We start from the raw sequence: 24,311 nt of genomic DNA, 5'->3' as shown, positions 1-24,311 counted from the left end.
AAGTGCCTTGCGGGGGTGCGGCTCGCGGACGAGGCGCGGCGCAGGGCGACCTTCCTACGTTGGGGGTGCCGAGGTCCATCGGTGATCGCCCAGGTCCTGCCCTGTCGATCTTCGTGGATCAGCCCGGGGCGTCTGGTGCGGTGCATCGCAAGGCGGAGGATCGTCCTCGTACTGGACGTACGTGGGCGACTGACGACAACGCAGCGAGGCGCCGTGCCGGGCGTTCCGGGCCCACGAAGATCGGCAGGACAGGACCTTGGTATCAAGGGGACGGTTGGCCTGCCCGTCGCGGTGATCACGGGCGCCTCGAGGGGACGTGCGCTGGCGGCCGCGCTCGCTCAGCGGGGCTGGGATCTGGTGCTGGACGCCAGAACCGCGAGCGCGCCGGCGGACGACGGGCGGGCGGGTGATCGCGGCGCGGGCGACGGGTGGGCGGGTGATCGCGGTCGGTACGACGGGCGGGCGGGTGATCGCGGTCGGTACGACGGCGGTGCGGGCGTTGGAGTCGTCGGCGGGCGCGGACGGAGTGGTGCGGCCGGCGGCCGGCCGGACGGATCTGGTGGTGACACCGCAGCGCGGGGTGCGGGCGGTGGACGGGCTGCTGACCGGGCCGCACGAGCCGGAGGCCTCGCATCTGCTGATGCCGGAGGCGGTCGTGGGGCGGGACGCGCCGCAGTGCGCATACCCGGAGGCGCTGCGGCAGCGATACCTCTGGCATGAGTTCGGAGACGTGCATCTCCTACTCCTTGAACCGGAGCCTCACGCTCTGAATTGCCGAAGCAACGATTGGTGAAGTTGTTACGCGGCCGATGTGAGGCCGCACATAGGACCCACGTCACTTACGAAGCCGGCTAGTGGATGCATAAGGGCCACATGAGTCGTCATGAGCGCGGACCGTCCCGTTCGAGCGCGCCCCTGATCCACTACCCGGCTTCGTACGTCACACCTTTGCCACGGAATTTTGCGGCCGCTAAGAATTGCACTCGTCCCCGACGGAGATGCGAACCGTCGCTTCCGTCTCGTCCTCCGTGAGGACTCCAGCGATTCGAAGAGGTACGACTGAATGTCCGCGTCCAGCATCACCAGCCGAATTCGCTGCCTGAACAAGACCCAGAAGCTCTCCGCGACGGGCGTCTCCGCTGTCGTCGTCGCCGCTCTCTCGCTCTCCCTCGTCCCGGCCCACGCCGAGACCCCGGCCAAGCCGCAGACCGAGCCGCAGGCCGCTTCCGCCGCTCCGGCGGTCTTCAGCCTCGACGCCGGCGCCCCGCACGCCAAAACCATCCAGGCCAGCATCATCGAGCAGCACTCCACCGCCGAGCAGCTGGTGAAGGCCGCTGACGCGGGCAGGGCGAAGCAGGCCGCCGCCAAGGCGAAGGCCCAGGCCGACGCGAAGGCCAAGGCCGACGCCGCGAAGGCGAAGACCGAGGCCGCTGCGAAGGCCAAGGCCGATGTCGCGAAGCGGTCCACCGAGGTCACCACGCGCTCCGTCGCCCGTACCCCGGTCTACGCCAACAACCTGGACGGCTGGATCTCCGAGGCGCTGGCCATCATGAAGGCCAAGGGCATCCCGGGTTCGTACGACGGCCTGCACCGCAACATCATGCGGGAGTCCACCGGCAACCCGAACGCTGTCAACGGCTGGGACATCAACGCCCAGAACGGCATTCCGTCCAAGGGTCTGCTGCAGGTCATCCAGCCGACGTTCAACGCGTACCACGTCCCCGGTACCTCGATGAACATCTACGACCCGGTCGCCAACATCACCGCCGCGGCCAACTACGCCGCCGACCGGTACGGCTCGATCGACAACGTCAACAGCGCGTACTGACCGACGCGGCACGGCACCGCGCACACACATACGCCGAAGGGCGGCACCCGATCCGGGGTGCCGCCCTTCGGCGTTCCGTGTGCGCGGTGCCCACGTCTACTTGCGCATGACCTCGGGCTCATGGCGGCGCAGCAGTCGCGCGACCGCGAAGCCGCAGATGATGCCGAGGACCAGCAGCACCGAGATGTTCATCCCCCACTGACCGGCCGTGTGCTCCCACAGCGGGTCCAGGTCGGTCGGGTTCTTCTGGTCCCACGGCGGCATCAGGTGCGCCAGGTCGAGCGTCGAGCCCGCACCCGCGATGGCCCAGCGGGACGGCATCAGCCAGGCGAACTGCTCCAGGCCGGGCGATCCGTACACCTGGAACAGGACGCCGGTGAAGACGACCTGGACGATCGCGAACATGACCAGCAGCGGCATGGTCTTCTCGGAGGTCTTCACCAGCGAGGAGATCACCAGACCGAACATCATCGAGGTGAAGCCGAGCGCGATGATCGTCACGCAGAGCTCGACGGCCGGCGGCATGATCAGACCCTCTTCGGGCAGATCGCGGGTGGCGAAGCCGATGCCGCAGATGATGACGCCCTGGATGGCCGTGATCACGCCGAGGACGATCACCTTGGACATCAGATAGGCGGAGCGGGAGAGGCCGGTGGCCCGTTCCCGTTCATAGATGACGCGTTCCTTGATCAGTTCTCGTACGGAGTTGGCCGCACCGGAGAAGCACATCCCGACCGCGAGGATCAGCATGATCGTTCCGGCATCTCCGTTGAACCGGGACGGCGGCTTCGGCGGGGCCAGGCCGAAGTCGGCCGGGATGACCACGCTGACGATGCCGAGCACCGCGGGCAGGATCACCATCAGACCCATGAAGCCCTTGTCTGACGCGATCACCGACACGTACCTGCGCATCAGCGTCCACAGCTGCGTCCCCCAGCCCTGCGGCTTCGGCGGGCGCCTCTGCTGTGGGGGCGGCATGTGTACGGACTGCGCGGCAACGGCGTCGATGTCCGCGGCGTACATCTGGTAGTGCTGCGAACCGCGCCAGCGGCCGGCCCAGTCGTAGTCGCGGTAGTTCTCGAAGGCGGAGAAGACGTCGGCCCAGGTCGCGTAGCCGAAGAAGTTGAGAGCTTCCTCCGGCGGACCGAAGTAGGCGACGGAACCGCCGGGCGCCATGACGAGCAGCTTGTCGCAGATCGCCAGCTCGGCGACGGAGTGCGTGACGACGAGGACCGTACGGCCGTCGTCGGCGAGACCGCGCAGCAGCTGCATGACGTCGCGGTCCATGCCCGGGTCGAGGCCGGAGGTCGGCTCGTCCAGGAAGATCAGCGACGGCTTGGTGAGCAGCTCCAGGGCGACCGAGACACGCTTGCGCTGGCCACCGGAGAGGGAGGTGACCTTCTTGTCCTTGTGGATGTCGAGCTTGAGCTCGGCGAGAACCTCGTGAATCCGGGACTGGCGCTCGGCCTCGGTGGTGTCTGCGGGGAAGCGGAGCTTGGCCGCGTACTTGAGGGCCTTGGTGACAGTGAGTTCCTTGTGCAGGATGTCGTCCTGCGGGACCAGACCGATGCGCTGGCGCAGCTCGGCGAACTGCTTGTACAGGTTCCGGTTGTCGTAGAGGACATCACCCTGGTTGGCGGGCCGGTAGCCAGTGAGCGCCTTGAGCAGGGTGGACTTGCCGGAACCCGAGGGGCCGATGACCGCGATCAGCGACTTCTCCGGGACACCGAACGAGACGTCCTTGAGGATCTGCTTGCCGCCGTCGACCGTCACCGTGAGGTGGCGGGCGGAGAAGGAGACCTCACCGGTGTCGACGAACTCTTCCAGCCGGTCGCCGACCATGCGGAAGGTCGAGTGACCGACACCGACGATGTCGTTCGGGCCGATCAGCGCGGAGCCGGACTTCTGGAGCGGCTGACCGTTGACGTATGTGCCGTTGTGGGAACCGAGATCGCGGATCTCGAAGCGGCCGTCGGGTGTCGCGTGAAACTCGGCGTGGTGGCGCGAGACCTGGAGGTCGGAGACGACGAGTTCGTTCTCCAGCGCGCGACCGATGCGCATGACCCTGTCCAGGGCTACTTGGTGGAACGTCGTCGGACTGCGGTCTCCGTAGACCGGCGGAGCCCCCGCGGCACCACCGGGTCCGCCCGCGGCGGGCGGCTTCGCCACGCCCTGCTGGTGCGGGATCTGAGGCTGCTGCGGCGCGCCCTGCTGCTGCCATGCCTGCTGCTGGTGCGCTGCGGGGTCCTGCTGCTGCCCCGGCCGGCCCGCGCCGTCCTGCTGGGGCTGCTGTGCGGGGGTCTGCTGTGCGCCCGCGCCCTGACCGCTGTACATATCGGCGGCCGCGGCGGCGCCGCTGAAGCTCAGTCTCGGTCCGTCAGTGGGGTTGCCCAGATGCACGGCCGAGCCCGGCCCGATTTCCATCTGGTGGATTCGCCGGCCCTCCACATAGGTGCCGTTGGTGGAACCGTGGTCCTCGATGAACCAACTCCGGCCCGCCCAGCTGATCGTGGCGTGCCGCCACGAAACCCTGGCGTCGTCGATCGTCAGGTCGCCCTGTGGATCGCGACCGAGGGTGTATGGCCTGGACGGATCGAGCGTCCAGGTCCTTCCATTCAATTCCAGTACGAGTTCCGGCACTCCGCGCCCCACTAGTTGTCCCCCGAGTTACCCCCGTCACAGGGAGTCTAGGGATGCTGAACATCGTGGGGAACTATTCCAGGAGCGGTCACCGATACGAAAGTCGGGCGGGGGCAAGGCCGAATCGAGACCTGCTGCGACGCACCGTTGACGGGGGAGAAACAGGCTCGGAGAGTAGTAAGCGCCCACGAGTGCGTACGGATCATGAGTGAACAGGTCAACTCAGGGCATCTCTGCGCGGATTGAGGGGGTCCAGATGGCGAGGTACGCACACGGGAGCGGCGGCGGCAGTACGGGGCGTATCCCGTGGGGGGACGTGGTGTTGGCGTCCGTCGCCTCGGTCAGCTGGGCGATGGCCGGGATGGCGGGAACGGCGGCCCTCGGGCTGCATCTCCTCGGGGCCGACTCGGCCGGGGCGCTGGGACCGATGACGGCGGCCGTCGTGGTGCTGGGAGCGGGTGGATCGGTCTCTCCGTCCGGCAATGTCGAGGCGTTCGGGCTGGACGACGCCGAGGCGCACACCGCTCTCGCCGTCACACCGCTCGGGGTGGGGCTGGTCGGCGCACTGCTGCTCTCCCTCTTCTTCCTGCGGTCGCTGCGCGGGGTGGGAGCGGTCCTCTCCGGTGCCGAACTCACGGTCCGTGCGGGGATGGTGGCGGTCATGTTCGTCGCCGTGCTCGGCGGGCTCGCCTGGGCAGGTCACGATGTCGTGACGATCGACGGCGGGGCGCTGGGGCCGGCCGGGGTGCCAGGGGCGGGAGGGGGTGGCGGTCTGCCCGGTGGGCTCGGTGATCTGGGTGGGCTGTTGCCGGAACGGCTGGCGGATCTCGCACGGGCGCAGGCGCGGGTCGGGTTCACCGTCGACTCGCCCACGTCCCTTGCGGGTGGGGCGTGTTGGGTTCTCGGAGTGCTGGTCATCGCGCTGCTCGCCTCGCGCCGCACCCCGTTGCCGTCCGGGCTGGCATGGGTGGACCGGACGGTGCGGCCTGCGGCGTCCGCGGTCGTGTCGGTGCTGCTGGTCGCGGTGGTCGCCGGGTGCGCGGCCGCGGCGTACGCGGCGGTCGGCGACGCCCACCCGAAACGGATCGCGGGCGCCGCGCTGCTCGGGGCGCCGAACGGGGCGTGGCTCGGGGTGCCGCTCGGCCTCTTCGTGCCGTGGGACGGTCGGGCGACCGGTGAGCTGGCCAAGGTGCTGCCCGATCCGCTGGACGAGCTGTTACGGGTGTCCGCCGACGAGCCGGTGACGGTCGGGCGGCTGGCCGGGCTGGATGGCCGGGTCTGGCTGCTGGCGGTCGCCGCCGCGGTGATGATGCTGTACGCGGGGGTGCTGGCCGCGACCCGCACGCCCCGGGGGGAGCTGACCGGGGCCGGGTTCGTGGGGCGGTGTGCGGTGCGCCTCGGAGGCGTGACAGCGTCGGCGCTGGCGCTCCTGGTGTGGCTGACGCAGGTGTCCGCGGATGCGTCGCTGTCGGTGCTGGGCTTCGACGCGTTCGGCGCCGGGATCGAGCTGCACGGACGGACGGGGACGGCTGCCCTGCTGGGTGCGGTGTGGGGTGCGGGCGCGGGTGCGGTGGGGGCGGCGGTGGCCTGGTGGGCGGGGGCGGTTCCGTCGGGGGCGGGGCCGGCCGGCGGGGGCAGCGGCAGCGGCAACGGCAGCGGTGACGGTGGGGGGCCCGGACCGTACACGCCGTCGCGGGTGTACCGGCCGTCGCACGACGAGACCAATCCGTATCTGCGTCCGTATCCGGATCCGGCGAGGGGCGGGATTCACAGTGCGCCGACGGTGGCGGGGCCGATCGGTCCGCCCGTACGGCCGGCAGTGCCGCCGCCGGGGCCAGGGCCGGGGCCAGGGCCGGGGGACGGGGAAGGGTTGCCGCCGTCCGGCCGGACGCCCGGGGCCGGCTGACCGCGCTGTCCGCGAGGGCCGGACGGCCCGGGGAGCGCGTCCGGCCCGACGGCGGCCCCCGGACGGGGCGCCGCACGATCCTGCCTCGAGGACATGCGGGACCCCCGGACGGGCTTGAACGTCCCACCGCATCGAACACGCGCCGTGCAGGGCTGCTCACTCCCGCCGTGGACAGGGGCCGGGCCGATCGGCAGGGGACCGTTTCCGCTGTCCGGTCCGCGGGACGGGGGTTCGAGGGCGTGAAGGGGACCGATACGGTGGGAACACCATGAGCGCATCTCAGTCCCCTCAGTCCTCCCCGTCTCCCGAGCCCTCTGAGGCCCCTGAGTCCCGTCAGGGCACCGACACCCCCACCCTTCTCGTGAAGATCTTCGGGAAGGACCGTCCGGGAATCACCGCCGGGCTCTTCGACACGCTCGCCGCCTATGCGGTCGATGTCGTCGACATCGAGCAGGTCGTCACCCGTGGCCGCATCGTTCTGTGCGCACTGGTCACCACCCCCACCGCGGGCGGTACCACCGAGGGCGATCTGCGGGCGACCGTGCACAACTGGGCCGAATCGCTGAAGCTGCAGGCCGAGATCATCTCCGGTACCGGTGACAACCGGCCGCGTGGGTACGGGCGCTCCCATGTGACGGTGCTCGGACACCCGCTGACCGCCGAGTCGACCGCCGCCATAGCGGCCACGATCACGTCGACCGGCGGCAACATCGACCGGATCTTCCGGCTGGCGAAGTACCCGGTCACGGCCGTCGAGTTCGCCGTGTCCGGCACCGGAACCGCGGAGCTGCGGACCGCGCTGGCGACCGAGGCCGCCGGCATCGGCGTCGATGTGGCGGTCGTGTCCGCCGGGCTGAGCCGCCGGGCGCAGCGACTGGTCGTCATGGATGTCGACTCGACGCTGATCCAGGACGAGGTCATCGAGCTGTTCGCGGCGCACGCCGGCTGTGAGGACAAGGTCGCCGAGGTGACCGAGCAGGCGATGCGTGGCGAGCTCGACTTCGAGCAGTCTCTGCACGCGCGGGTGGCACTGCTGGCGGGGCTCGATGTGTCGGTGGTGGAGAAGGTGCGCGCCGAGGTGCGACTGACCCCCGGTGCGCGCACGCTGATCCGCACGCTGAAGCGGCTCGGCTATCAAGTGGGCGTCGTCTCCGGCGGGTTCACCCAGGTCACGGACGACCTGAAGGAACGGCTCGGGCTCGACTTCGCCTCTGCCAACACCCTGGAAGTGGTCGACGGTAAGCTCACCGGGCGGGTCGTCGGCGACGTCGTGGACCGGGCGGGCAAGGCCCGGCTGCTGCGCAGTTTCGCCGAGCAGGCCGGGGTGCCGCTGGCGCAGACCGTCGCGATCGGTGACGGAGCGAATGACCTGGACATGCTGAACACGGCCGGCCTCGGGGTCGCCTTCAACGCCAAGCCGGTCGTCCGCGAGGCCGCGCACACCGCGGTGAACGTGCCGTTCCTGGACACCGTGCTGTATCTGCTCGGGATCACCCGTGAAGAGGTCGAGGCGGCCGACGGCCTCGCCTGACCGATCCACCGCTCCGTGTACGCGGATGGGCCCGGCACCTCACCCGTGCCGGGCCCATCCGCGTACGACGTCGCGATCAGTCGTTCGGCGTCCAGTACTCGATCAGCTTGCCCACGCCGTGCTCCACGCCCTTCCAGGAGCCGGAGAACTCGACGACGGCGAACGCGGCGGTCGGGAATCCGCCGTGGGTCATCCGGGCCAGGGTGTCGCCCTCCGCCGATGCGGAGAGGGCGTCGGCGAGAGCGTGCATCCCGGGGTTGTGACCGATGATCAGCAGGTTCCGTACCTCATCGGGGGTCTCGTTGATCAGGGCGATCAGCTCGCCGAGCGAGGCCTCGTAGAGCCGCTCCTCGTGCACGGTCTTGGGACGCTTCGGCATCTCGTGTACCGCCAGCTTCCAGGTCTCGCGCGTCCTGGCGGCGGTCGAGCAGAGGGCCAGATCGACGACGATGCCGGAATCGACGAGTTTGCGGCCTGCCACCGGCGCATCCTTGCGGCCGCGCTCCGCGAGCGGTCGCTCGTGGTCGGAGTCCTGCGACCATTCCGCCTTTGCGTGTCTGAGAAGGACGATCCTGCGAGGTGTATCGACGCTCATACACCTCAGCTTCGCATGAAATGTTCCGCCCGTCGCAGGGTGTTGAAGGGCTCCCCCGCCGCGGGTGAACGCCCTCAGCGGATCAGCAGGTCCACGATTCGCTGAAGCAACCGGCCGATCGCCGGGTCGCCCGTCGCCGCGTGCGCCTGGCCGGATCCCACCATCATCAGCAGGAGGACGGCGAACGCCACCGAGGGGAGCGCGATGGCCCACCACGGCAGCCGGACCTCGACGCCGGCCGACGCGGGGCGGGGGGACCGGGTGTACGTACGGGCCGACATGTCCGCCTCCGTGGGGCATCGGTTCTGATACTTGAAACCTACGGATCCGGCGGCGCCCGTCCCATCCGGTGACCCACCCACTTCACCCTGACCCTGGCCCCCTAGGGGATGGTGGTGCTAGCCCCACCATCCCCGGCGGGGACGTCGGGGCGTGGCACTGGGCAGGTGTCAGGGAGAGGCGATCGAAGCGATCACTCCGATGATCACCGTGATCAGGAGCATGACTCCGAGCACGAGGAGAAGCTTCTTCTGACCGTTCTGGGGATTCGGATCGAGCACTGGCATGGGGCCAGTCTCGCATCTCAGCTTTCGTCCTCGATCGTCCGGTCCCGCCCGGCCAGAATTCCCGCCGCCATCTGCGGCACCATGAGGCCCGCCATCAGCGCGATCGGCAGCCCCCACCCGCCGCTGTGCTGGTAGAGCACGCCGACCAGCAGCGGGCCGGGGATCGAGATCAGATAGCCGGTGGACTGGGCGAACGCCGACAGGCGGACCACTCCGGCGCCGCTCCGGGACCGCATGCCGATCATGGTGAGGGCGAGCGGGAAGGCACAGTTGGCTATGCCGAGGAGGAGCGCCCAGGCCCAGGCGCCGCCCGCCGGTGCAAGGTAGAGACCGGCGTAGCCGATGAGGCCGCAGGTGCCGAGCACGACGACGATCGGGCCCTGGTTCCGCATCCGGGCGGCGGCCCGCGGGATGACGAAGGCGAGCGGCACGCCCATGGCCATGGTCACGGCGAGCAGCACCCCCGCCGTGCCGGCGGAGACCCCGGCGTCGCGGAAGATCTGCGGCATCCAGCCCATGGTGATGTACGCGGCCGTGGCCTGGAGGCCGAAGAAGCAGGCGAGGGCCCAGGCTGTGCGGGAGCGGGTGATCCGCAGGGCCGGGGCGTCCTGGTGCTGCTGGCCGGCGGGCTGTCCCCGGGTGCCGCGCCGGTCCCGTACCAGCGGGATCCAGGGCATGATCGCCGCCGCTCCGAGCATGGCCCAGATCCCCAGACCTGCCTTCCAACTGCCGCCGAGCGCATCGGTCATGGGCACGGTGACGGCCGCGGCGAGTGAGGTGCCGAGGGCCAGCGCCATGGAGTAGAGCCCGGTCATGGAGCCGACCCGGTCCGGGAACCAGCGCTTGACGATCACCGGCATCAGAACATTGCTGACGGCGATGCCCATGAGCGCGAGGGCGCTGGCGGCGAGAAAACCGGCCGTGGAGCCGACAAGGGGCCGGATCAGCAGTCCGGCCGTGATGGCGACCATGCCGGCGCAGACGACCGCGCCGGGGCCGAAGCGGCGGGCGAGGCGAGGCGCCATGATGCCGAAGACGGCGAAACAGAGCGGCGGTACGGAGGTAAGGACACCGGCGACGCTGCCGCTCATGTGCAGCCCGTCCCGTACCTCTTCGAGGAGGGCGCCGAGGCTGGTGATGGCGGGGCGGAGATTGAGCGCGGTGAGAACGAGACCGACGGTGACCAGGCGCAGGAGCCAGGGGGCGGGATCCGCGGCGGCCGGCGGAGCCGGGGCGTCCAGGGGGATGTTCGCCGTGGTGGTGTGCCTGTTCAGGGTCAGGGGCTGGCGCTGGGTCTCGTCGTCGGGCATGGGCCCCATCATAGAATCATGGGATGATTGATTGTCCAATCGTCTGAGAAGCTTCGGAAACCTTCGGGAAACCCGCAGACCGGAGAATCCGGAGACCCAAGGAACCGAGCAAGGAGCATCATGGCGCTGACGTCTCCGCGACGTTCGGCACTCGCCGACCAGGTGATTGCCCAGTTGAGGAATCAGATCACCTCGGGCGAGTGGCCCGTCGGTTCGCGGATTCCGACCGAACCCGAGCTGGTCGAGCAGCTGGGGGTGGCCCGCAACACCGTCCGCGAGGCGGTGCGCGCGCTCGCGCACAACGGGCTGCTGGACATCCGTCAGGGGTCGGGCACGTATGTCGTCGCCACCAGCGAACTGGCCGGGGTGATGCACCGCCGTTTCGCCTCCGCCGACCCGCGCCATGTCGCCGAGCTGCGCTCGACACTGGAGTCGTCCGCGGCCCGGCTGGCGGCCGTCCGGCGCACCGAGCGGGATCTGAAGCAGCTGGACGCGCTCATGGCGCGCCGCGAGGAGACCTGGGCCGCAGGGGACGCGGAGGCGTTCGTGGCAGCGGATGCCACGCTGCATCTGGCCGTGGTCGCCGCCTCGCACAATGACGTACTGACGGGTCTCTATGCCGATCTGGGGGATCTGCTGCGCGACTATCTGCGGGTCGATGTCGGGCACGAACTGCGGCCGGAGAACCATATGGACCATGGGCGACTGGTCGAGGCGATCCGGGCCGGTGACGCGGAGACTGCGGCCGCCGAGGCGGCGAGCCACGCACTGAGCTGTCTGGTGGAACGGAAATGACCCGGAGGAGTGGATCTATATCCGGCGGTGGGTGACCCAGGCGGAGGCGACTTCCTTCCAGCAGCGGTCGTCGAGCCGCACCGTCTGTCCGGGAGCGACGTCGACGGGTATGCCGTCCGCGTCGATGTCCCACCAGCGGCGGCATTCGGTGTGCAGCTGCACCCGGTCGATGGAGGGGTACGGGTTGTGGCAGTAGGCGACCACCTGGGAGCCCTGGACCGTCGTACGGCATTCGGCGCCGGAGGGGTCCGGGGTGGGGCCGGCGGGTGCGGACGTTCCCGCGCCCATCCGCCCCATGACGGATATGCCTATGGGGGCGGCAAGTGCGACGGCGACGGCCGAGGCCGCCAGCAGGGCCCGGGTTCGGCGACGTGTGGGGCGCACAGCGATCACCTCCGCAGCCTGACCAAAAGTCCGGTTCCACCACATTCTGCGGTGGATCGACCGTCTTTTCGACTTGAGCGGGGGAAGACCGGGCGGAGACGCACGACGGCCGCGCACCACCCGCTCGGAGGTGGTACGCGGCCGGATCGTGCCGGGTCGTACGAGGTCAGGCACCCATCATGTGCACGCCACCGTCGACGTGGATGATCTCACCCGTGGTCTTCGGGAAGAAGTCCGAGAGCAGGGCGACGACGCCGCGGCCGGCCGGCTCCGGGTCGGCCATGTTCCAGGACAGCGGGGAGCGGGTGTTCCACACGTCCGCGAGCTCCGAGAAGCCCGGGATGGACTTGGCGGCCATCGAGCCGATCGGTCCGGCGGAGATCAGGTTGCAGCGGATGTCGTCCTTGCCCAGGTCGCGGGCGAGGTAGCGGGAGGTGGCCTCCAGCGCGGCCTTGGCCGGGCCCATCCAGTCGTACTGCGGCCAGGCGAACTGTGCGTCGAAGGTGAGGCCGACGATCGAGCCGCCCTCGCTCATCAGCGGCTTGCAGGCCATGGCGAGCGACTTCAGCGAGAACGCCGAGACGTGCATCGCGGTGGCGACGGACTCGAACGGGGTGTTCAGGAAGTTGCCGCCGAGCGCGTCCTGCGGCGCGAAGCCGATGGAGTGGACGACGCCGTCCAGCGAACCGAGCTCCGCACGGACCAGGCCTTCGAGCCGGTCCAGGTGCTCGGTGTTGGTCACGTCCAGCTCGATGACCTTGGCGGGCTTGGGCAGCTTCTTGGCGATGCGCTCCGTCAGCGTGGGCCGGGGGAAGGCCGTCAGGATGACTTCGGCACCCTGCTCCTGGGCCACCTTGGCGGTGTGGAAGGCGATGGACGACTCCATCAGCACACCGGTGATGAGGATGCGCTTGCCGTCGAGAATTCCGATCATGGTGGTCAGTGACCCATGCCCAATCCGCCGTCAACGGGGATGACGGCTCCAGTGATGTACGACGCGTCGTCGGAGGCGAGGAAGCGCACCGCGGCGGCGATCTCCTCGGGCTGCGCGTAACGGGCCAGCGGCACCTGGGCGACGATGCCCTTGCGCTGCTCCTCGGTGAGCGCCTGGGTCATGTCGGTGTCGACAAAACCGGGCGCGACGACGTTGAAGGTGATGTTCCGCGAGCCGAGCTCACGCGCCAGCGACCGGGCGAAGCCGACCAGGCCGGCCTTGGACGCGGCGTAGTTGGCCTGCCCCGCCGAGCCGAGAAGGCCGACGACGGAGGAGATGAGGACGACACGGCCCTTCTTGGCGCGCAGCATGCCGCGGTTGGCACGCTTGACGACCCGGAAGGTGCCGGTGAGGTTGGTGTCGATTACGGACGTGAAGTCCTCCTCGGACATCCGCATCAGCAACTGGTCCTTGGTGATACCGGCGTTGGCGACCAGCACCTCGACCGGACCGTGCTTCTCCTCGATCTCCTTGTATGCCTGCTCCACCTGCTCGGCGTCGGTGATGTCGCACCGGACGGCCAGGACCCCCGCTTCGGTGAGGACCTGGGGCGGCTCGCCCGAGCGGTACGTGATCGCGACCTTGTCGCCGTTGTCGGCGAAAGCGCGGGCGATGGCGAGGCCGATGCCCCGGTTTCCTCCGGTGACGAGAACCGAGCGGCTCAACGGATCACCCTTTCGATAGCGGTCTGGTACCTCGAAAACCTATCGCTACCATGCGCTTTCCAAGGACTCGGCCCCTGACAGTGGCTTCCACGAGGCACTGTGGGGTTCCTACAGTCGGCGGCGGCCCGGCCTCATTCCACCATTCCGGGCGCATGCGCGGACAGGCCCTCTTCCCTCGCCGTTTCCAGCATTCGCTTGTCGTACGTGATCAGGGAGTCGAGGGCTCCGCCGATGACGAGCGCGCTCGCGACGTGGATGGCATCAATGGATCTCAGGGCCCCGGAGACCCTGGTGGCCACCGGCAACATTCGGCCTACTGCCGTGCGGCATGCTCAGGACCCGCAAACCAGTAGCCGACCGGTGACGGTCCGCTCCATGATTCACTGCGAGCACTGTCAAAAGGAGGGGAGCCCTTCGTGGCCCACGAGGTAGATCAGTCGTTTCTCGCCCTGCCGCTACGAGCCCTCGCCGACGCGGCGCTCGCCCGGGCCCGCGCGCTGGGCGCCACGCATGCGGACTTCCGCTTCGAGCGGGTGCGCAGCGCCTCCTGGCGGCTGCGGGACGCCCGGCCCTCGGGGACCTCGGACACCACCGACCTCGGGTACGCGGTACGGGTGGTGCACGGCGGGGCGTGGGGGTTCGCCTCCGGGGTCGATCTGACCATGGACGCCGCGGCGAAGGTGGCGTCACAGGCGGTCGCCATGGCGAAGCTCTCGGCGAAGGTGATCGCGGCGGCGGGCTCGGACGAGCGCGTGGAGCTGGCGGACGAGCCGGTGCACGGTGAGCGGACCTGGGTGTCGGCGTACGAGATCGACCCGTTCTCCGTACCGGACGAGGAGAAGGCGGCGCTGCTCGCCGAGTGGAGCAGCCGGCTCCTGGGTGCCGAGGGCGTCGCGCACGTCGACGCCTCGCTGATGACCGTCCACGAGAACAAGTTCTACGCGGACACGGCGGGCACCGTCACCACCCAGCAGCGGGTCCGGCTGCACCCGGAGTTCACCGCGGTCGCCGTGGACGGCACGACGGGTGAGTTCGACTCGATGCGGACCATCGCCCCTCCGGTGGGGCGTGGCTGGGAGTACCTCACCGGAACCGGCTGGGACTGGGATTCCGAGCTGGAGCGGATCCCGGGGCTGCTCGCGGAGAAGATGCGGGCTCCGAGTGTCGAGGCGGGGACGTACGACCTGGTGGTCGACCCGTCGAATCTCTGGCTGACGATCCACGAGTCGATCGGGCATGCCACGGAGCTGGACCGGGCGCTGGGGTACGAGGCGGCGTACGCCGGAACCTCGTTCGCCACCTTCGACCAGCTGGGCAAGCTGGCGTACGGCTCCCCCGTGATGAATGTGACGGGCGACCGGACCGCCGAGCACGGACTCGCGACCATCGGGTACGACGACGAGGGTGTCGAGGCCCAGTCCTGGGACCTGATCAAGGACGGCACGCTGGTCGGTTACCAGCTGGACCGGCGGATCGCGAAGCTGACGGGTCTCGGACGGTCCAACGGGTGCGCGTACGCGGACTCCCCGAGCCATGTCCCCGTGCAGCGGATGGCGAACGTGTCGCTGCAGCCGGACCCGGGCGGCCTGTCCACCGAGGATCTGATCGGCGGGGTGGAGCGCGGCATCTACGTGGTCGGCGACCGGTCCTGGTCGATCGACCAGCAGCGCTACAACTTCCAGTTCACCGCGCAGCGGTTCTTCCGCATCGAGAACGGCAAGCTGGCCGGACAGCTGCGCGACGTCGCGTACCAGGCGACGACGACGGACTTCTGGGGCTCGATGGAGAAGGTCGGCGGCCCGCAGACGTACGTCCTGGGCGGCGCTTTCAACTGCGGCAAGGCCCAGCCGGGCCAGGTCGCGGCCGTCTCGCACGGCTGCCCCTCCGCCCTCTTCCGAGGCGTGAACATCCTCAACACGACGCAGGAGGCGGGCCGATGAGCCGCGTCAGCAAGCCGTACGAGATCGTCGAGCGCGCGCTCGAACTGTCCACCGCCGACGGCTGTGTCGTCATCGCCGACGAGGCGTCCTCCGCCAATCTGCGCTGGGCGGGCAACGCGCTCACCACGAACGGGGTGACCCGGGGGCGGACCCTGACCGTCATCGCGACGGTCGACGGCGCCGAGGGGGCCGCGTCCGGAGTCGTGTCGCGGTCCGCCGTCACCGCCGAGGACCTCGAGCCGCTGGTACGGGCCGCCGAGGCGGCCGCGCGGGGCGCAGGTCCGGCCGAGGACGCGCAGCCGCTGATCACCGGTGTGCCGTCATCGCCCGATTTCACGGACGCGTCGGCCGAGACGGGTTCCGACGTGTTCGCGGAGTTCGCCCCGGCGCTCGGTGACGCCTTCGCCCGCGCCCGGGCCGGCGGCCGTGAGCTGTACGGCTTCGCGCACCACCAGCTGACCTCGACGTATCTGGGCACGTCGACGGGGCTGCGGCTGCGTCACGACCAGCCGAACGGCACGCTGGAGCTGAACGCCAAGTCGCCCGACCGGTCGCGTTCCGCGTGGGCGGGCCGTGCCACCAGGGACTTCAAGGATGTCGACCCGGCCGAGCTGGACGCGGAGCTGGCGCAGCGGCTCGGCTGGGCGGAGCGCCGTATCGAGCTGCCCGCCGGGCGGTACGAGACGCTGCTGCCGCCGACCGCCGTGGCCGATCTGCTGATCTACCAGCTGTGGTCGTCGACGGCCCGGGACGCCGCCGAGGGCCGGACGGTCTTCTCGAAGCCGGGTGGCGGCACCCGGCTCGGCGAGAAGCTGTCCGAGCTGCCGCTCACGCTGCGCAGCGACCCGAACGCGCCGGGGCTGGAGTCCGCTCCGTTCGTGATCGCCCATGCCTCGGGGGACACCGGCTCCGTCTTCGACAACGGTCTGCCGCTGACGTCGACGGACTGGATCAAGGACGGCCGGCTGGACCGTCTGACCACCACCCGGCACACGGCGGGGCTGACCGGGCTGCCGGTCGCCCCCGCGATCGACAACCTGGTGCTCGACGGCGGCGGTGAGCGGTCGCTCGACGAGATGGTCGCGGCGACGACCGGCCGTGCCCTGCTGCTGACCTGCCTCTGGTACATCCGGGAGGTCGACCCGGCGACGCTGCTGCTGACCGGGCTGACCCGCGACGGGGTGTATCTCGTGGAGGACGGCGAGGTGGTCGGCGAGGTGAACAACTTCCGGTTCAACGAGTCGCCCGTCGACCTGCTCTCCCGGGCGTCCGAGGCCGGCCGCACCGAGAAGACGCTGCCGCGCGAGTGGGGCGACTGGTTCACCCGGGCCGCGATGCCCGCGCTGCGGATCCCGGACTTCAACATGAGCTCGGTGAGCCCGGGCGTGTGACCCGCCTAGACTGACTGTTGCCTTTCGATACACGTAGCTGAGGAGACACGGAACCGTGACGGACATCGTCGACGAGCTGAAGTGGCGTGGGCTGTTCGCCCAGTCCACTGATGAGGACGCACTGCGCAAGGCTCTCGCGGACGGTCCCGTCACGTTCTATTGCGGCTACGACCCCACCGCGGCGAGTCTGCACGTCGGCCATCTGGTGCAGGTGCTCACCATGCGCCGGCTCCAGCAGGCCGGTCTGCGGCCGCTCGCCCTGGTGGGCGGGGCCACCGGTCAGATCGGTGACCCGCGGCCGACCGCCGAGCGCACGCTGAACGACCCGGAGACGGTCGCCAACTGGGTGTCGCGGCTGCGGTCCCAGATCGAGCCGTTCCTGTCCTTCGAGGGCGAGAACGCGGCGGTCATGGTCAACAACCTGGACTGGACCGCGGGCATGTCCGCGATCGAGTTCCTCCGGGACATCGGCAAGCACTTCCGCGTCAACAAGATGCTGACCAAGGACTCCATCGCCCGGCGGCTGCAGTCCGACGAAGGCATCAGCTACACCGAGTTCAGCTACCAGCTGCTCCAGAGCATGGACTACCTGGAGCTGTACCGGCGCTACGGCTGCACCCTCCAGCAGGGCGGCAGCGACCAGTGGGGCAACCTCACCGCGGGCCTCGACCTGATCCACCGCCTGGAGCCGGGCGCCGAGGTGCACGCGCTGGCGACCCCGCTGATGACGAAGGCGGACGGGACCAAGTTCGGCAAGTCCGAGAGCGGGGCCGTCTGGCTCGACCCGGCGATGACGACGCCGTACGCGTTCTACCAGTTCTGGCTGAACGTGGACGACCGGGACATCTCCCGGTACATGCGCATCCTCAGCTTCCAGAACCCCGCAGAGCTGGCGGAGCTGGAGCAGCTCACCCAGGAGCGCCCGCAGGCCCGGACGGCGCAGCGCGCGCTGGCCGAGGAGCTGACGACGCTGGTGCACGGCGCCGACCAGTGCGCTGCGGTCATCGCGGCGTCGAAGGCACTCTTCGGTCAGGGTGAGCTCGGCGAGCTGGACGAGGCGACGCTGAGCGCCGCACTGTCCGAGGTGCCGCACGCGCAGGTCACCGAGCTCGGCCCGCTGGTGGACCTCCTGGTGGAGGCCGGCCTGGCGCCGAGCAAGTCGGGAGCCCGCCGCACGGTCAAGGAGGGCGGGGCCTACGTGAACAACGTCAAGGTCGCGGACGGCGAGGCCGCACCGGCCCGTGAGGAACTGCTGCACGGGCGCTGGCTGGTGCTGCGCCGGGGCAAGAAGAACCTCGCGGCCATCGAGGTCATCGCCGGCTGACCGGAAACGGACGCGCACTGCGGCCGGGCACGCGGGATGCGTGCCCGGCCGCACTGTGCTGTACGGGTGCCCGATCAGGCCTTCTGTCTGGTGCCGCGCATCGATGTCCAGAGCATGTCGCCGACACCGACGACGACCACGGCGCCGATCAGCTGCAGCAGGTGGCGCGTCCAGTCGATGCCCGCGGTGTCATTGACGCCGATCCAGGTCGCGACGGTATTGCCGAGGACGCTGCCGATGATGCCGAAAACGGTCGTCAGCCAGAGTGGGATGTTCTGTTTGCCCGGCAGGATCGCCTTGGCGATCAGACCGAGGACCAGCCCCACGATGATTGCCCACAACCAGCCCATGTCGCCTCCTCATGCGGCGCGCTGTCGCGCATGTGCGCCCAGTCTCGGCCCATCGGCGGTACTCCGCATGTCAGGCAGGTCCGTCCGTGCCACGAGGGTGCGGTTGTGCATGGATACGGCGTGCCCCGGTCTCGTGCCCGTCGGATGCCGGGCGTACCGTGGGAGCGGCTCGCGGAGAGCCCGGGGAAGGGTGGTGGAACGTGATGTGGAAGCAGAGCGGGGCGGAGGTCTTCCGGATCACGGGAGCGCGGCAGAGCCTCGCGGACGATGTGCGCGGCAGGCAGCGCCGCTACGTGATCTCGATGTCCGTACGGACGGTCTCGGTGATCCTTGCCGCAGTGCTGTGGAACATCGAGAGGCCTGTGGCCATCGTGGCGCTCGTCCTGGGTGCCCTGCTTCCGTACGTCGCCGTCGTCATCGCCAACGCGGGCCGGGAAACGCCCCCTTCGCTGCCCTCGACCTTCGTATCGCCGCCCGCGCGGCCGATGCTCGACGCCGCCCCGGTGGCCGGTCCCGCGGATTCCGGACCGGTGGCCGACCGGGCCCGTGGTGCGGCGGAACCGCATGAGCACAGTTGAGCGCACGGCACACCCGGAGCTCAAGAAAAGCGTCGGATCAATCATGCAGTTCAGGTGCACCGCACCCCGGTCCGCGTGACATACTGCCTACGCGCTCCGCATCCCCCGTCGGAGCGACAGACCGACGCCGGGCAGCTCCCCCCGTGGCTGCTCGGCGTCGTTTTTTCTCCGGCTCTCGCAGGGCCCTAGTGTTGAGTCCGTGAACTCCCCCGAACATGCCGCCGAGAGCGCTGCCACCGCACCGATCTGTTCCGCCAAGGGCTGCCGTACGGCCGCCGTATGGGTGCTGGCCTGGAACAATCCGAAGCTGCACGCCCCCGAGCGCCGTAAGACCTGGCTGGCCTGCGACGAGCACCGGGAGCATCTCTCCTCGTTCCTGGGGGTTCGAGGTTTCCTGAAGGATGTCGTGACGCTGGCGGAGTGGGAGTCCTCGGCCGAGGGGCACTGAGGACCGTTCGCCGCCGCGGCGGGGCTGGGCGGCCTAGCCGCCGATCGCCGACATCGGGCGGTCGGGCTGCAGGAACGACGGGTCGTCCAGACCGGATCCGGCCTTTTTTCCCCACATCGCGAGACGCCAGAGCCGGGCGATCTCCTCGTCCGGGGCCTCGGACCGCAGCGCGCCGCGCAGATCGGTCTCCTCGCGGGCGAACAGGCAGGTCCGCACCTGGCCGTCGGCGGTGAGCCGGGTGCGGTCGCAGGCCCGGCAGAACGGGCGGGTGACGGAGGCGATGACGCCGACCCGGTGGGGTCCGCCGTCGACGAGCCAGCGCTCGGCGGGGGCGGAGCCGCGCTCGTCCTCGCCCTCGGCGGTGAGGGCGAAGCGGGTGCGCAGCGAGGCGAGGATGTCGCCTGCCGTGATCATGCCGTCGCGCTTCCAGCCGTGCTGGGCATCGAGCGGCATCTGCTCGATGAAGCGCAGTTCGTATCCGTGTTCCACGGCCCAGGCGAGCAGGTCGGGGGCCTCGTCCTCGTTGAGCCCCGGCATCAGCACGGTGTTGACCTTGACCGGGGTGAGGCCTGCGTCGTGGGCGGCTTCGAGGCCTGCCAGCACGTCGTGGTGGCGGTCGCGTCGGGTGAGGGTCTTGAAGACGTCGGGGCGCAGGGTGTCCAGGGAGACATTGACCCGGTCCAGTCCGGCGGACCTGAGGGCGGCCGCCGTACGCTTCAGCCCGATGCCATTGGTCGTCAGCGACATCTTCGGGCGGGGCGTCAGCGCCGCGCACTGCTCGACGATGGAGACGAGGCCGGGGCGCAGCAACGGCTCGCCGCCGGTGAAGCGGACTTCCGTGATCCCCAGCCGGGTGACGGCGATACGGACAAGCCGGACGATCTCGTCGTCGCTCAGCAGGTCCGGCTTGGCCAGCCACTGCAGTCCCTCTTCGGGCATGCAGTAGGTGCACCGGAGGTTGCAGCGGTCGGTCAGCGAGACGCGCAGGTCGGTGGCGACCCGGTCGTAGGTGTCGATGAGCATGGTGGGCCCCCTCCCGCGGTGGATCCCGGTTGCGGATCTGACTGATTCGAGACTACGCGAGACCTGTGACACGCAGGTGGCCCGGTTGTCACGAGGTGCGGCGCGGCCGCGTCGTAGGACTCTACGACGCGGCCCCGGGAACAGCGTGGTGCGTGGCTCGAACCTTTCGATTGGTTCCTTCTCGTCAGTGGGCACCGACGCCGGTGAGGGACTTGACCTCCAGCTCGGCGTACTTGCCCTGGTCCGGCTCCTCCTTCGAGAGGAGGGAGCCGAGCCAGCCGAGCAGGAAGCCCAGCGGGATGGAGATCAGGCCGGGGTTCTCCAGCGGGAACCAGGCGAAGTCGACGCCCTTGAACATCGATGTCTTCGCGTTGCCGGAGACGACCGGCGAGAACAGCACCAGGATCACGGAGCAGGCCAGACCGCCGTAGATCGACCAGAGGGCGCCCTGGGTGGTGAACCGTTTCCAGAAGAGGCTGTAGAGAAGGGTCGGGAGGTTGGCGGAGGCGGCGACCGCGAAGGCGAGAGCCACCAGGCCGGCGACGTTCATGTCGCGGGCGAAGGCGCCGAGGATGATCGCGACCGCGCCGATGAGGACGGTGGCCCAGCGGGCGGCCCGCATCTCCTCCTTCTCGGTGGCCTTCCCCTTGCGGATGACGTTGGCGTAGATGTCGTGGGCGAAGGAGGACGAGGAGGCGAGGGTGAGGCCCGCGACGACGGCGAGGATCGTGGCGAAGGCGACGGCCGAGATCACGGCGAGCAGCACCGCTCCGCCCGTCGTGCCGACCCCGCCGAGGTATTCGGCGAGCTGCGGCGCCGCGGCGTTGCCGGCCGGGTTCTTCGCTCTGATCTCGTCCGGGCCGATGAGCGCCGCGGCGCCGAATCCGAGCGCGATCGTCATCAGGTAGAAGGCGCCGATGATGCCGATGGCCCAGTTCACCGACTTACGGGCGGCCTTGGCGGTCGGGACGGTGTAGAAGCGGATCAGGATGTGCGGGAGTCCGGCGGTGCCGAGGACCAGGGCGATGCCGAGGGAGAGGAAGTCCAGCTTCGAGGTGCCGGTGGCGCCGTACTTGAGGCCGGGCTCCAGGAACGCCGCTCCGTGGCCGCTCTTCTCGGCGGCCGTGCCCAGCAGGTCGGAGATGTTGAAGTCGAACTTGAGCAGCACCAGGAAGGTCATCAGGAGGGCGCCGGCGATGAGCAGGACGGCCTTGACCATCTGAACCCAGGTGGTGCCCTTCATGCCGCCGATGGTGACGTACACGATCATCAGGACGCCGACCAGGGCGACGATGAGGATCTTTCCGGCGTCGCTGGTGATGCCGAGGAGCAGCGAGACGAGCACGCCCGCGCCCGCCATCTGCGCCAGCAGGTAGAAGATCGAGACGACGATGGTGGAGACGCCCGCGGCGGTACGGACCGGGCGCTGCCGCATCCGGTAGGCGAGGACGTCACCCATCGTGTAGCGGCCGGAGTTGCGCAGCGGTTCCGCGACGAGCAGCAGGGCCACCAGCCAGGCGACGAGGAAGCCGATCGAGTAGAGGAAGCCGTCGTAGCCGAAGAGGGCGATGGCACCGGCGATACCGAGGAACGAGGCGGCGGACATGTAGTCGCCGGAGACCGCGAGCCCGTTCTGGAAGGCGGTGAACTGGCGGCCGCCCGCGTAGAAGTCGGAGGCGCTCCTGGTCTGCCGGCCGGCCCAGACGGTGATGCCCAGGGTCGCGGCGACGAAGACCGCGAACAGCGTGATGATCAGCGGCCGGTGCTCGGCGGTGGACGAGGCGGCGAGCTGGATCACGGGGTGCGAGTGGTACGCGGCGCTCATGCGTCGGCCTCCATACGGGACTTGATGGCCTCGGCCTTCGGGTCGAGCTTCGTCGCGGCGTGCCGCGCGTAGAACCAGGCGATGAGGAAGGTGGTGACGAACTGGGCGAGACCGAACACGAAGGCCACGTTGATGTTGCTGTACACCTTGGTGCCCATGAAGCCGCCGGCGTAGTTCGACAGCAGCACGTAGAGCAGGTACCAGAGCACGAACGCGATGGTCAGCGGGAAGGCGAACGAGCGGTGCGCGTGGCGCAGTTCGGCGAACTCCGGGCTCTCCTGAACCTCGACGAACCGTTCTGTCGTGGGCTGGGCAGGGCCGGTGTCCGGACCGGCCTTGGGCGGCGATGCATCGGTAGCCACGGATTCTCCTCGCGACGCGGGTGCGGTGGTGGGGGTGGTGGTGGGTTTCACAACAGAACCTCGATGTCGGGGGGTTGGTGGTGCGACTCCCCTGACAACGGCACGTGGGGCGCGGCGAAGCGGTTCACCGCGCGTTGCTGCTCCTCCGCTTCGCCCGATCGGCGGCGCACTTCGAACTGAATGTCGTCAATTCATTGATGTGCAGGATGATCAGCGATAGCTTCACCGTTCATGCACACGTCCGGACACATCCCGTGTCCGGCCGGCTGACACGGATGATGTGGAGACCCCATGGCGCATCTGGGATCCAGGCGGACCCGCGCACTGACGCTGCCCGTCGGATTGGCCCTCACTGCCTCGCTCGGCTTCCTGCCTATGAGTGCCGCATCCGCCGCCCCGTCGGACGGACTGCCCACGGCGGCGGTCTCGACGGACGGCCCGAAGCTGTCGTACGTCGTCAACACCCGTGCCAATCACGGCACCGTCAAGCAGGTGAAGAAGGCGATAGCCGCAGCCGGCGGCACGGTGGTGATCGCCTATGAGCAGATCGGCGTCATCGTCGTCGAGTCGCAGAACCCGGACTTCGCGGAGTCGATCCGCCGGGTCAAGGCCGTCGATTCGGCGGGGGCCACCCGTACCAACCCCATCGTTCCGCAGGCCACCACGGACATCGGGGTCGAGCAGCCGCTCTCCGCCGAGGAGGCGCGGACCGCGGCCGCGGAGGCCACCGGCGACCAGGATCCGATGGAGCCCCTGCAGTGGGATCTGCCCGCCATCAAGGCGGACCAGGCGCACCAGAAGACGCTGGGCAGCAGCAAGGTCACCGTCGCGGTCATCGACACGGGTGTCGACGACACCCACCCGGACCTGGCGCCGAACTTCAACCGCGGGGCCTCCGCGAGCTGCGTGTCCGGGGTGCCGGACACGACGGACGGCGCCTGGCGTCCCAAGGCCGGTGAGAGCGACCACGGCACGCATGTCGCGGGCACCATCGCCGCCGCGAAGAACGGCATCGGGGTGACGGGTGTCGCGCCGGGCGTGAAGGTCGCCGGCATCAAGGTCGCGAACCCGAACGGCTTCTTCTACACCGAGTCGATCGTCTGCGGCTTCGTCTGGGCCGCCGAGCACGGCGTCGATGTCACCAACAACAGCTACTACACCGACCCGTGGATGTTCAACTGCAAGAACGACCCGGACCAGGGCGCCCTGGTCGAGGCCGTCGCCCGCGCCACGCGGTACGCGGAGAGCAAGGGCACGGTGAACGTCGCCTCGGCCGGCAACAGCCGCTTCGACCTGGCCTCCGGCGCGATCGACGACACGACCAGCCCGAACGACACCACGGCCGTGACCCGGACGATCGACCCGCGTGAGTGCCTCGACATCCCGGCGATGCTGCCGGGCGTCGTGACCGTCTCCGCGACCGGTGCCAAGGGGCTGAAGTCCTCGTACTCGAACTACGGGAACGGTGTCATCGATGTGGCTGCCCCGGGCGGCGACTCGACGATCTACCAGACGCCCGCGCCGCCGGCCACGAGCGGTGGGATCCTGTCAACGCTGCCGGGCGGCAAGTACGGCTACAAGAACGGTACGTCGATGGCCTCCCCGCATGTCGCTGGTGTGGTGGCCCTGATCAAGTCGTCGCACCCGCACGCCTCGGCGGCCGCGGTGAAGGCGCTGCTGACCTCCCAGGCGGACGCGACCGAGTGCGGCGCCCCGTACGACATCAACAACGACGGCAAGATCGACGCCGTCTGCGAGGGTTCCAAGAACCGCAACGGCTTCTACGGTTTCGGTATGGTGAACGCGCTGAACGCGGTCAGCAAGTAACCGGCTCGTAGTCGGCAGGCGTAACGAGC

The 24,311-nt window shown here is 69.4% G+C and carries 23 protein-coding genes and 1 pseudogene; 11 read left to right on the top strand and 13 right to left on the bottom strand.

Annotated features, from left to right (window positions below; genetic code table 11):
- Nucleotides 1–436 precede the first annotated feature (436 nt).
- Nucleotides 437–793: pseudogene (locus tag ACGFSA_RS12955) on the top strand (S-adenosylmethionine:tRNA ribosyltransferase-isomerase); the annotation flags it as partial.
- A gap of 270 nt (nucleotides 794–1,063) precedes the next feature.
- A complete protein-coding gene (locus ACGFSA_RS12950) occupies nucleotides 1,064–1,828 on the top strand; it encodes a transglycosylase SLT domain-containing protein (RefSeq protein ID WP_393303451.1) in 765 nt (254 codons plus the stop codon).
- A 96-nt stretch (nucleotides 1,829–1,924) separates the two neighbouring features.
- Here the strand turns inward: ACGFSA_RS12950 and ACGFSA_RS12945 are convergent, their stop codons facing one another.
- Nucleotides 1,925–4,480 (bottom strand): FHA domain-containing protein, encoded by a 2,556-nt coding sequence (locus tag ACGFSA_RS12945; protein WP_393303449.1) that lies wholly within the window; start codon nucleotides 4,478–4,480, stop codon nucleotides 1,925–1,927.
- Between the two features lie 244 nt (nucleotides 4,481–4,724).
- Here ACGFSA_RS12945 and ACGFSA_RS12940 point away from each other — a divergent pair, with 244 nt between their 5' ends.
- Both ACGFSA_RS12940 and serB read left to right on the top strand, forming a co-directional pair.
- Complete coding sequence (locus ACGFSA_RS12940) at nucleotides 4,725–6,374, top strand: streptophobe family protein (protein WP_393303447.1); 1,650 nt, start codon at nucleotides 4,725–4,727, stop codon at nucleotides 6,372–6,374.
- A gap of 268 nt (nucleotides 6,375–6,642) precedes the next feature.
- Nucleotides 6,643–7,905, top strand: coding sequence for a phosphoserine phosphatase SerB (serB, locus tag ACGFSA_RS12935; RefSeq protein WP_393303445.1), 1,263 nt, complete (start codon nucleotides 6,643–6,645; stop codon nucleotides 7,903–7,905).
- Between the two features lie 76 nt (nucleotides 7,906–7,981).
- On the opposite strand, the gene ACGFSA_RS12930 is transcribed toward serB, so the two are convergent.
- From ACGFSA_RS12930 to ACGFSA_RS12915, 4 genes are all read right to left on the bottom strand, one after another.
- Nucleotides 7,982–8,500 (bottom strand): SixA phosphatase family protein, encoded by a 519-nt coding sequence (locus ACGFSA_RS12930; protein WP_393303443.1) that lies wholly within the window; start codon nucleotides 8,498–8,500, stop codon nucleotides 7,982–7,984.
- A 74-nt stretch (nucleotides 8,501–8,574) separates the two neighbouring features.
- Nucleotides 8,575–8,781, bottom strand: a complete 207-nt coding sequence (locus ACGFSA_RS12925; RefSeq protein ID WP_393303441.1) for a hypothetical protein — start codon at nucleotides 8,779–8,781, stop codon at nucleotides 8,575–8,577.
- A 168-nt stretch (nucleotides 8,782–8,949) separates the two neighbouring features.
- Nucleotides 8,950–9,066 carry an SGM_5486 family transporter-associated protein gene (locus ACGFSA_RS12920; protein ID WP_266987204.1) on the bottom strand — a complete coding sequence of 39 codons (117 nt, stop codon included), beginning with the start codon at nucleotides 9,064–9,066 and terminating at the stop codon, nucleotides 8,950–8,952.
- A 17-nt stretch (nucleotides 9,067–9,083) separates the two neighbouring features.
- Nucleotides 9,084–10,376, bottom strand: a complete 1,293-nt coding sequence (locus ACGFSA_RS12915; protein WP_393303439.1) for a CynX/NimT family MFS transporter — start codon at nucleotides 10,374–10,376, stop codon at nucleotides 9,084–9,086.
- 120 nt (nucleotides 10,377–10,496) lie between these two features.
- Here ACGFSA_RS12915 and ACGFSA_RS12910 point away from each other — a divergent pair, with 120 nt between their 5' ends.
- Entirely contained in the window at nucleotides 10,497–11,171 is a 675-nt protein-coding gene (locus ACGFSA_RS12910) for a FadR/GntR family transcriptional regulator (protein ID WP_393303437.1), read from the top strand.
- Between the two features lie 15 nt (nucleotides 11,172–11,186).
- On the opposite strand, the gene ACGFSA_RS12905 is transcribed toward ACGFSA_RS12910, so the two are convergent.
- The 4 genes from ACGFSA_RS12905 to ACGFSA_RS12890 all read right to left on the bottom strand — a co-directional run bounded on the left by ACGFSA_RS12905 (nucleotide 11,187) and on the right by ACGFSA_RS12890 (nucleotide 13,513).
- Nucleotides 11,187–11,555 carry a hypothetical protein gene (locus ACGFSA_RS12905; RefSeq protein WP_393303435.1) on the bottom strand — a complete coding sequence of 123 codons (369 nt, stop codon included), beginning with the start codon at nucleotides 11,553–11,555 and terminating at the stop codon, nucleotides 11,187–11,189.
- Nucleotides 11,556–11,721: 166 nt separating this feature from the next.
- On the bottom strand, nucleotides 11,722–12,489 hold the full coding sequence (gene fabI, locus ACGFSA_RS12900; RefSeq protein WP_393303433.1) for an enoyl-ACP reductase FabI: 768 nt from the start codon (nucleotides 12,487–12,489) through the stop codon (nucleotides 11,722–11,724).
- 5 nt (nucleotides 12,490–12,494) lie between these two features.
- Nucleotides 12,495–13,214, bottom strand: a complete 720-nt coding sequence (gene fabG / locus ACGFSA_RS12895) for a 3-oxoacyl-[acyl-carrier-protein] reductase (RefSeq protein ID WP_393303431.1) — start codon at nucleotides 13,212–13,214, stop codon at nucleotides 12,495–12,497.
- 131 nt (nucleotides 13,215–13,345) lie between these two features.
- A complete protein-coding gene (locus ACGFSA_RS12890; RefSeq protein WP_393303429.1) occupies nucleotides 13,346–13,513 on the bottom strand; it encodes a hypothetical protein in 168 nt (55 codons plus the stop codon).
- Between the two features lie 117 nt (nucleotides 13,514–13,630).
- On the opposite strand from ACGFSA_RS12890, the gene ACGFSA_RS12885 reads away from it, so the two are divergent.
- From ACGFSA_RS12885 to tyrS, 3 genes are read left to right on the top strand one after another with little or no spacing between them, the layout of a single operon-like run.
- Complete coding sequence (locus ACGFSA_RS12885) at nucleotides 13,631–15,154, top strand: TldD/PmbA family protein (protein WP_393303427.1); 1,524 nt, start codon at nucleotides 13,631–13,633, stop codon at nucleotides 15,152–15,154.
- Nucleotides 15,151–16,545, top strand: coding sequence for a metallopeptidase TldD-related protein (locus ACGFSA_RS12880; protein ID WP_393303425.1), 1,395 nt, complete (start codon nucleotides 15,151–15,153; stop codon nucleotides 16,543–16,545). The genes ACGFSA_RS12885 and ACGFSA_RS12880 overlap by 4 nt, the downstream gene beginning before the upstream one ends.
- 55 nt (nucleotides 16,546–16,600) lie before the next feature.
- On the top strand, nucleotides 16,601–17,869 hold the full coding sequence (tyrS, locus tag ACGFSA_RS12875; protein WP_393303423.1) for a tyrosine--tRNA ligase: 1,269 nt from the start codon (nucleotides 16,601–16,603) through the stop codon (nucleotides 17,867–17,869).
- A 74-nt stretch (nucleotides 17,870–17,943) separates the two neighbouring features.
- Here the strand turns inward: tyrS and ACGFSA_RS12870 are convergent, their stop codons facing one another.
- A complete protein-coding gene (locus ACGFSA_RS12870; RefSeq protein WP_393303421.1) occupies nucleotides 17,944–18,219 on the bottom strand; it encodes a GlsB/YeaQ/YmgE family stress response membrane protein in 276 nt (91 codons plus the stop codon).
- 203 nt (nucleotides 18,220–18,422) lie between these two features.
- Here ACGFSA_RS12870 and ACGFSA_RS12865 point away from each other — a divergent pair, with 203 nt between their 5' ends.
- Nucleotides 18,423–18,797, top strand: a complete 375-nt coding sequence (locus tag ACGFSA_RS12865) for a DUF3099 domain-containing protein (protein WP_393303484.1) — start codon at nucleotides 18,423–18,425, stop codon at nucleotides 18,795–18,797.
- 199 nt (nucleotides 18,798–18,996) lie between these two features.
- Nucleotides 18,997–19,245: a hypothetical protein gene (locus ACGFSA_RS12860; RefSeq protein WP_393303420.1), complete on the top strand. Its 249-nt coding sequence runs from the start codon at nucleotides 18,997–18,999 to the stop codon at nucleotides 19,243–19,245.
- Nucleotides 19,246–19,278: 33 nt separating this feature from the next.
- On the opposite strand, the gene moaA is transcribed toward ACGFSA_RS12860, so the two are convergent.
- From moaA to ACGFSA_RS12845, 3 genes are all read right to left on the bottom strand, one after another.
- The gene (moaA, locus tag ACGFSA_RS12855; RefSeq protein WP_393303418.1) at nucleotides 19,279–20,268 is read right to left on the bottom strand and encodes a GTP 3',8-cyclase MoaA; all 990 of its coding nucleotides are present in this window, start codon (nucleotides 20,266–20,268) and stop codon (nucleotides 19,279–19,281) included.
- A gap of 184 nt (nucleotides 20,269–20,452) precedes the next feature.
- A complete protein-coding gene (locus ACGFSA_RS12850; RefSeq protein WP_393303416.1) occupies nucleotides 20,453–22,093 on the bottom strand; it encodes a cation acetate symporter in 1,641 nt (546 codons plus the stop codon).
- Complete coding sequence (locus ACGFSA_RS12845; RefSeq protein WP_393303414.1) at nucleotides 22,090–22,455, bottom strand: DUF485 domain-containing protein; 366 nt, start codon at nucleotides 22,453–22,455, stop codon at nucleotides 22,090–22,092. The genes ACGFSA_RS12850 and ACGFSA_RS12845 overlap by 4 nt, the downstream gene beginning before the upstream one ends.
- A gap of 291 nt (nucleotides 22,456–22,746) precedes the next feature.
- On the opposite strand from ACGFSA_RS12845, the gene ACGFSA_RS12840 reads away from it, so the two are divergent.
- A complete protein-coding gene (locus ACGFSA_RS12840) occupies nucleotides 22,747–24,282 on the top strand; it encodes a S8 family serine peptidase (protein WP_393303412.1) in 1,536 nt (511 codons plus the stop codon).
- The last annotated feature ends 29 nt before the right edge of the window (nucleotides 24,283–24,311 follow it).

The sequence above is a fragment of the Streptomyces sp. NPDC048496 genome (assembly GCF_043200055.1).
Lineage (GTDB): Bacteria > Actinomycetota > Actinomycetes > Streptomycetales > Streptomycetaceae > Streptomyces.
The sequence above is the reverse complement of the archived record's forward strand: the minus strand, read 5'-3'. Positions and strand labels throughout refer to the sequence as shown.

Bases quoted from the DNA above. Each gene is read 5' to 3' on its own strand.
- ACGFSA_RS12950 (WP_393303451.1), top strand. From the start codon at position 1,064: ATGTCCGCGTCCAGCATCACCAGCCGAATTCGCTGCCTGAACAAGACC.
- ACGFSA_RS12940 (WP_393303447.1), top strand. From the start codon at position 4,725: ATGGCGAGGTACGCACACGGGAGCGGCGGCGGCAGTACGGGGCGTATC.
- serB (WP_393303445.1), top strand. From the start codon at position 6,643: ATGAGCGCATCTCAGTCCCCTCAGTCCTCCCCGTCTCCCGAGCCCTCT.
- ACGFSA_RS12930 (WP_393303443.1), bottom strand. From the start codon at position 8,500: ATGAGCGTCGATACACCTCGCAGGATCGTCCTTCTCAGACACGCAAAG.
- ACGFSA_RS12925 (WP_393303441.1), bottom strand. From the start codon at position 8,781: ATGTCGGCCCGTACGTACACCCGGTCCCCCCGCCCCGCGTCGGCCGGC.
- ACGFSA_RS12920 (WP_266987204.1), bottom strand. From the start codon at position 9,066: ATGCCAGTGCTCGATCCGAATCCCCAGAACGGTCAGAAGAAGCTTCTC.
- ACGFSA_RS12915 (WP_393303439.1), bottom strand. From the start codon at position 10,376: ATGCCCGACGACGAGACCCAGCGCCAGCCCCTGACCCTGAACAGGCAC.
- ACGFSA_RS12910 (WP_393303437.1), top strand. From the start codon at position 10,497: ATGGCGCTGACGTCTCCGCGACGTTCGGCACTCGCCGACCAGGTGATT.
- fabI (WP_393303433.1), bottom strand. From the start codon at position 12,489: ATGATCGGAATTCTCGACGGCAAGCGCATCCTCATCACCGGTGTGCTG.
- ACGFSA_RS12880 (WP_393303425.1), top strand. From the start codon at position 15,151: ATGAGCCGCGTCAGCAAGCCGTACGAGATCGTCGAGCGCGCGCTCGAA.
- ACGFSA_RS12870 (WP_393303421.1), bottom strand. From the start codon at position 18,219: ATGGGCTGGTTGTGGGCAATCATCGTGGGGCTGGTCCTCGGTCTGATC.
- ACGFSA_RS12865 (WP_393303484.1), top strand. From the start codon at position 18,423: ATGTGGAAGCAGAGCGGGGCGGAGGTCTTCCGGATCACGGGAGCGCGG.
- moaA (WP_393303418.1), bottom strand. From the start codon at position 20,268: ATGCTCATCGACACCTACGACCGGGTCGCCACCGACCTGCGCGTCTCG.
- ACGFSA_RS12850 (WP_393303416.1), bottom strand. From the start codon at position 22,093: ATGAGCGCCGCGTACCACTCGCACCCCGTGATCCAGCTCGCCGCCTCG.
- ACGFSA_RS12840 (WP_393303412.1), top strand. From the start codon at position 22,747: ATGGCGCATCTGGGATCCAGGCGGACCCGCGCACTGACGCTGCCCGTC.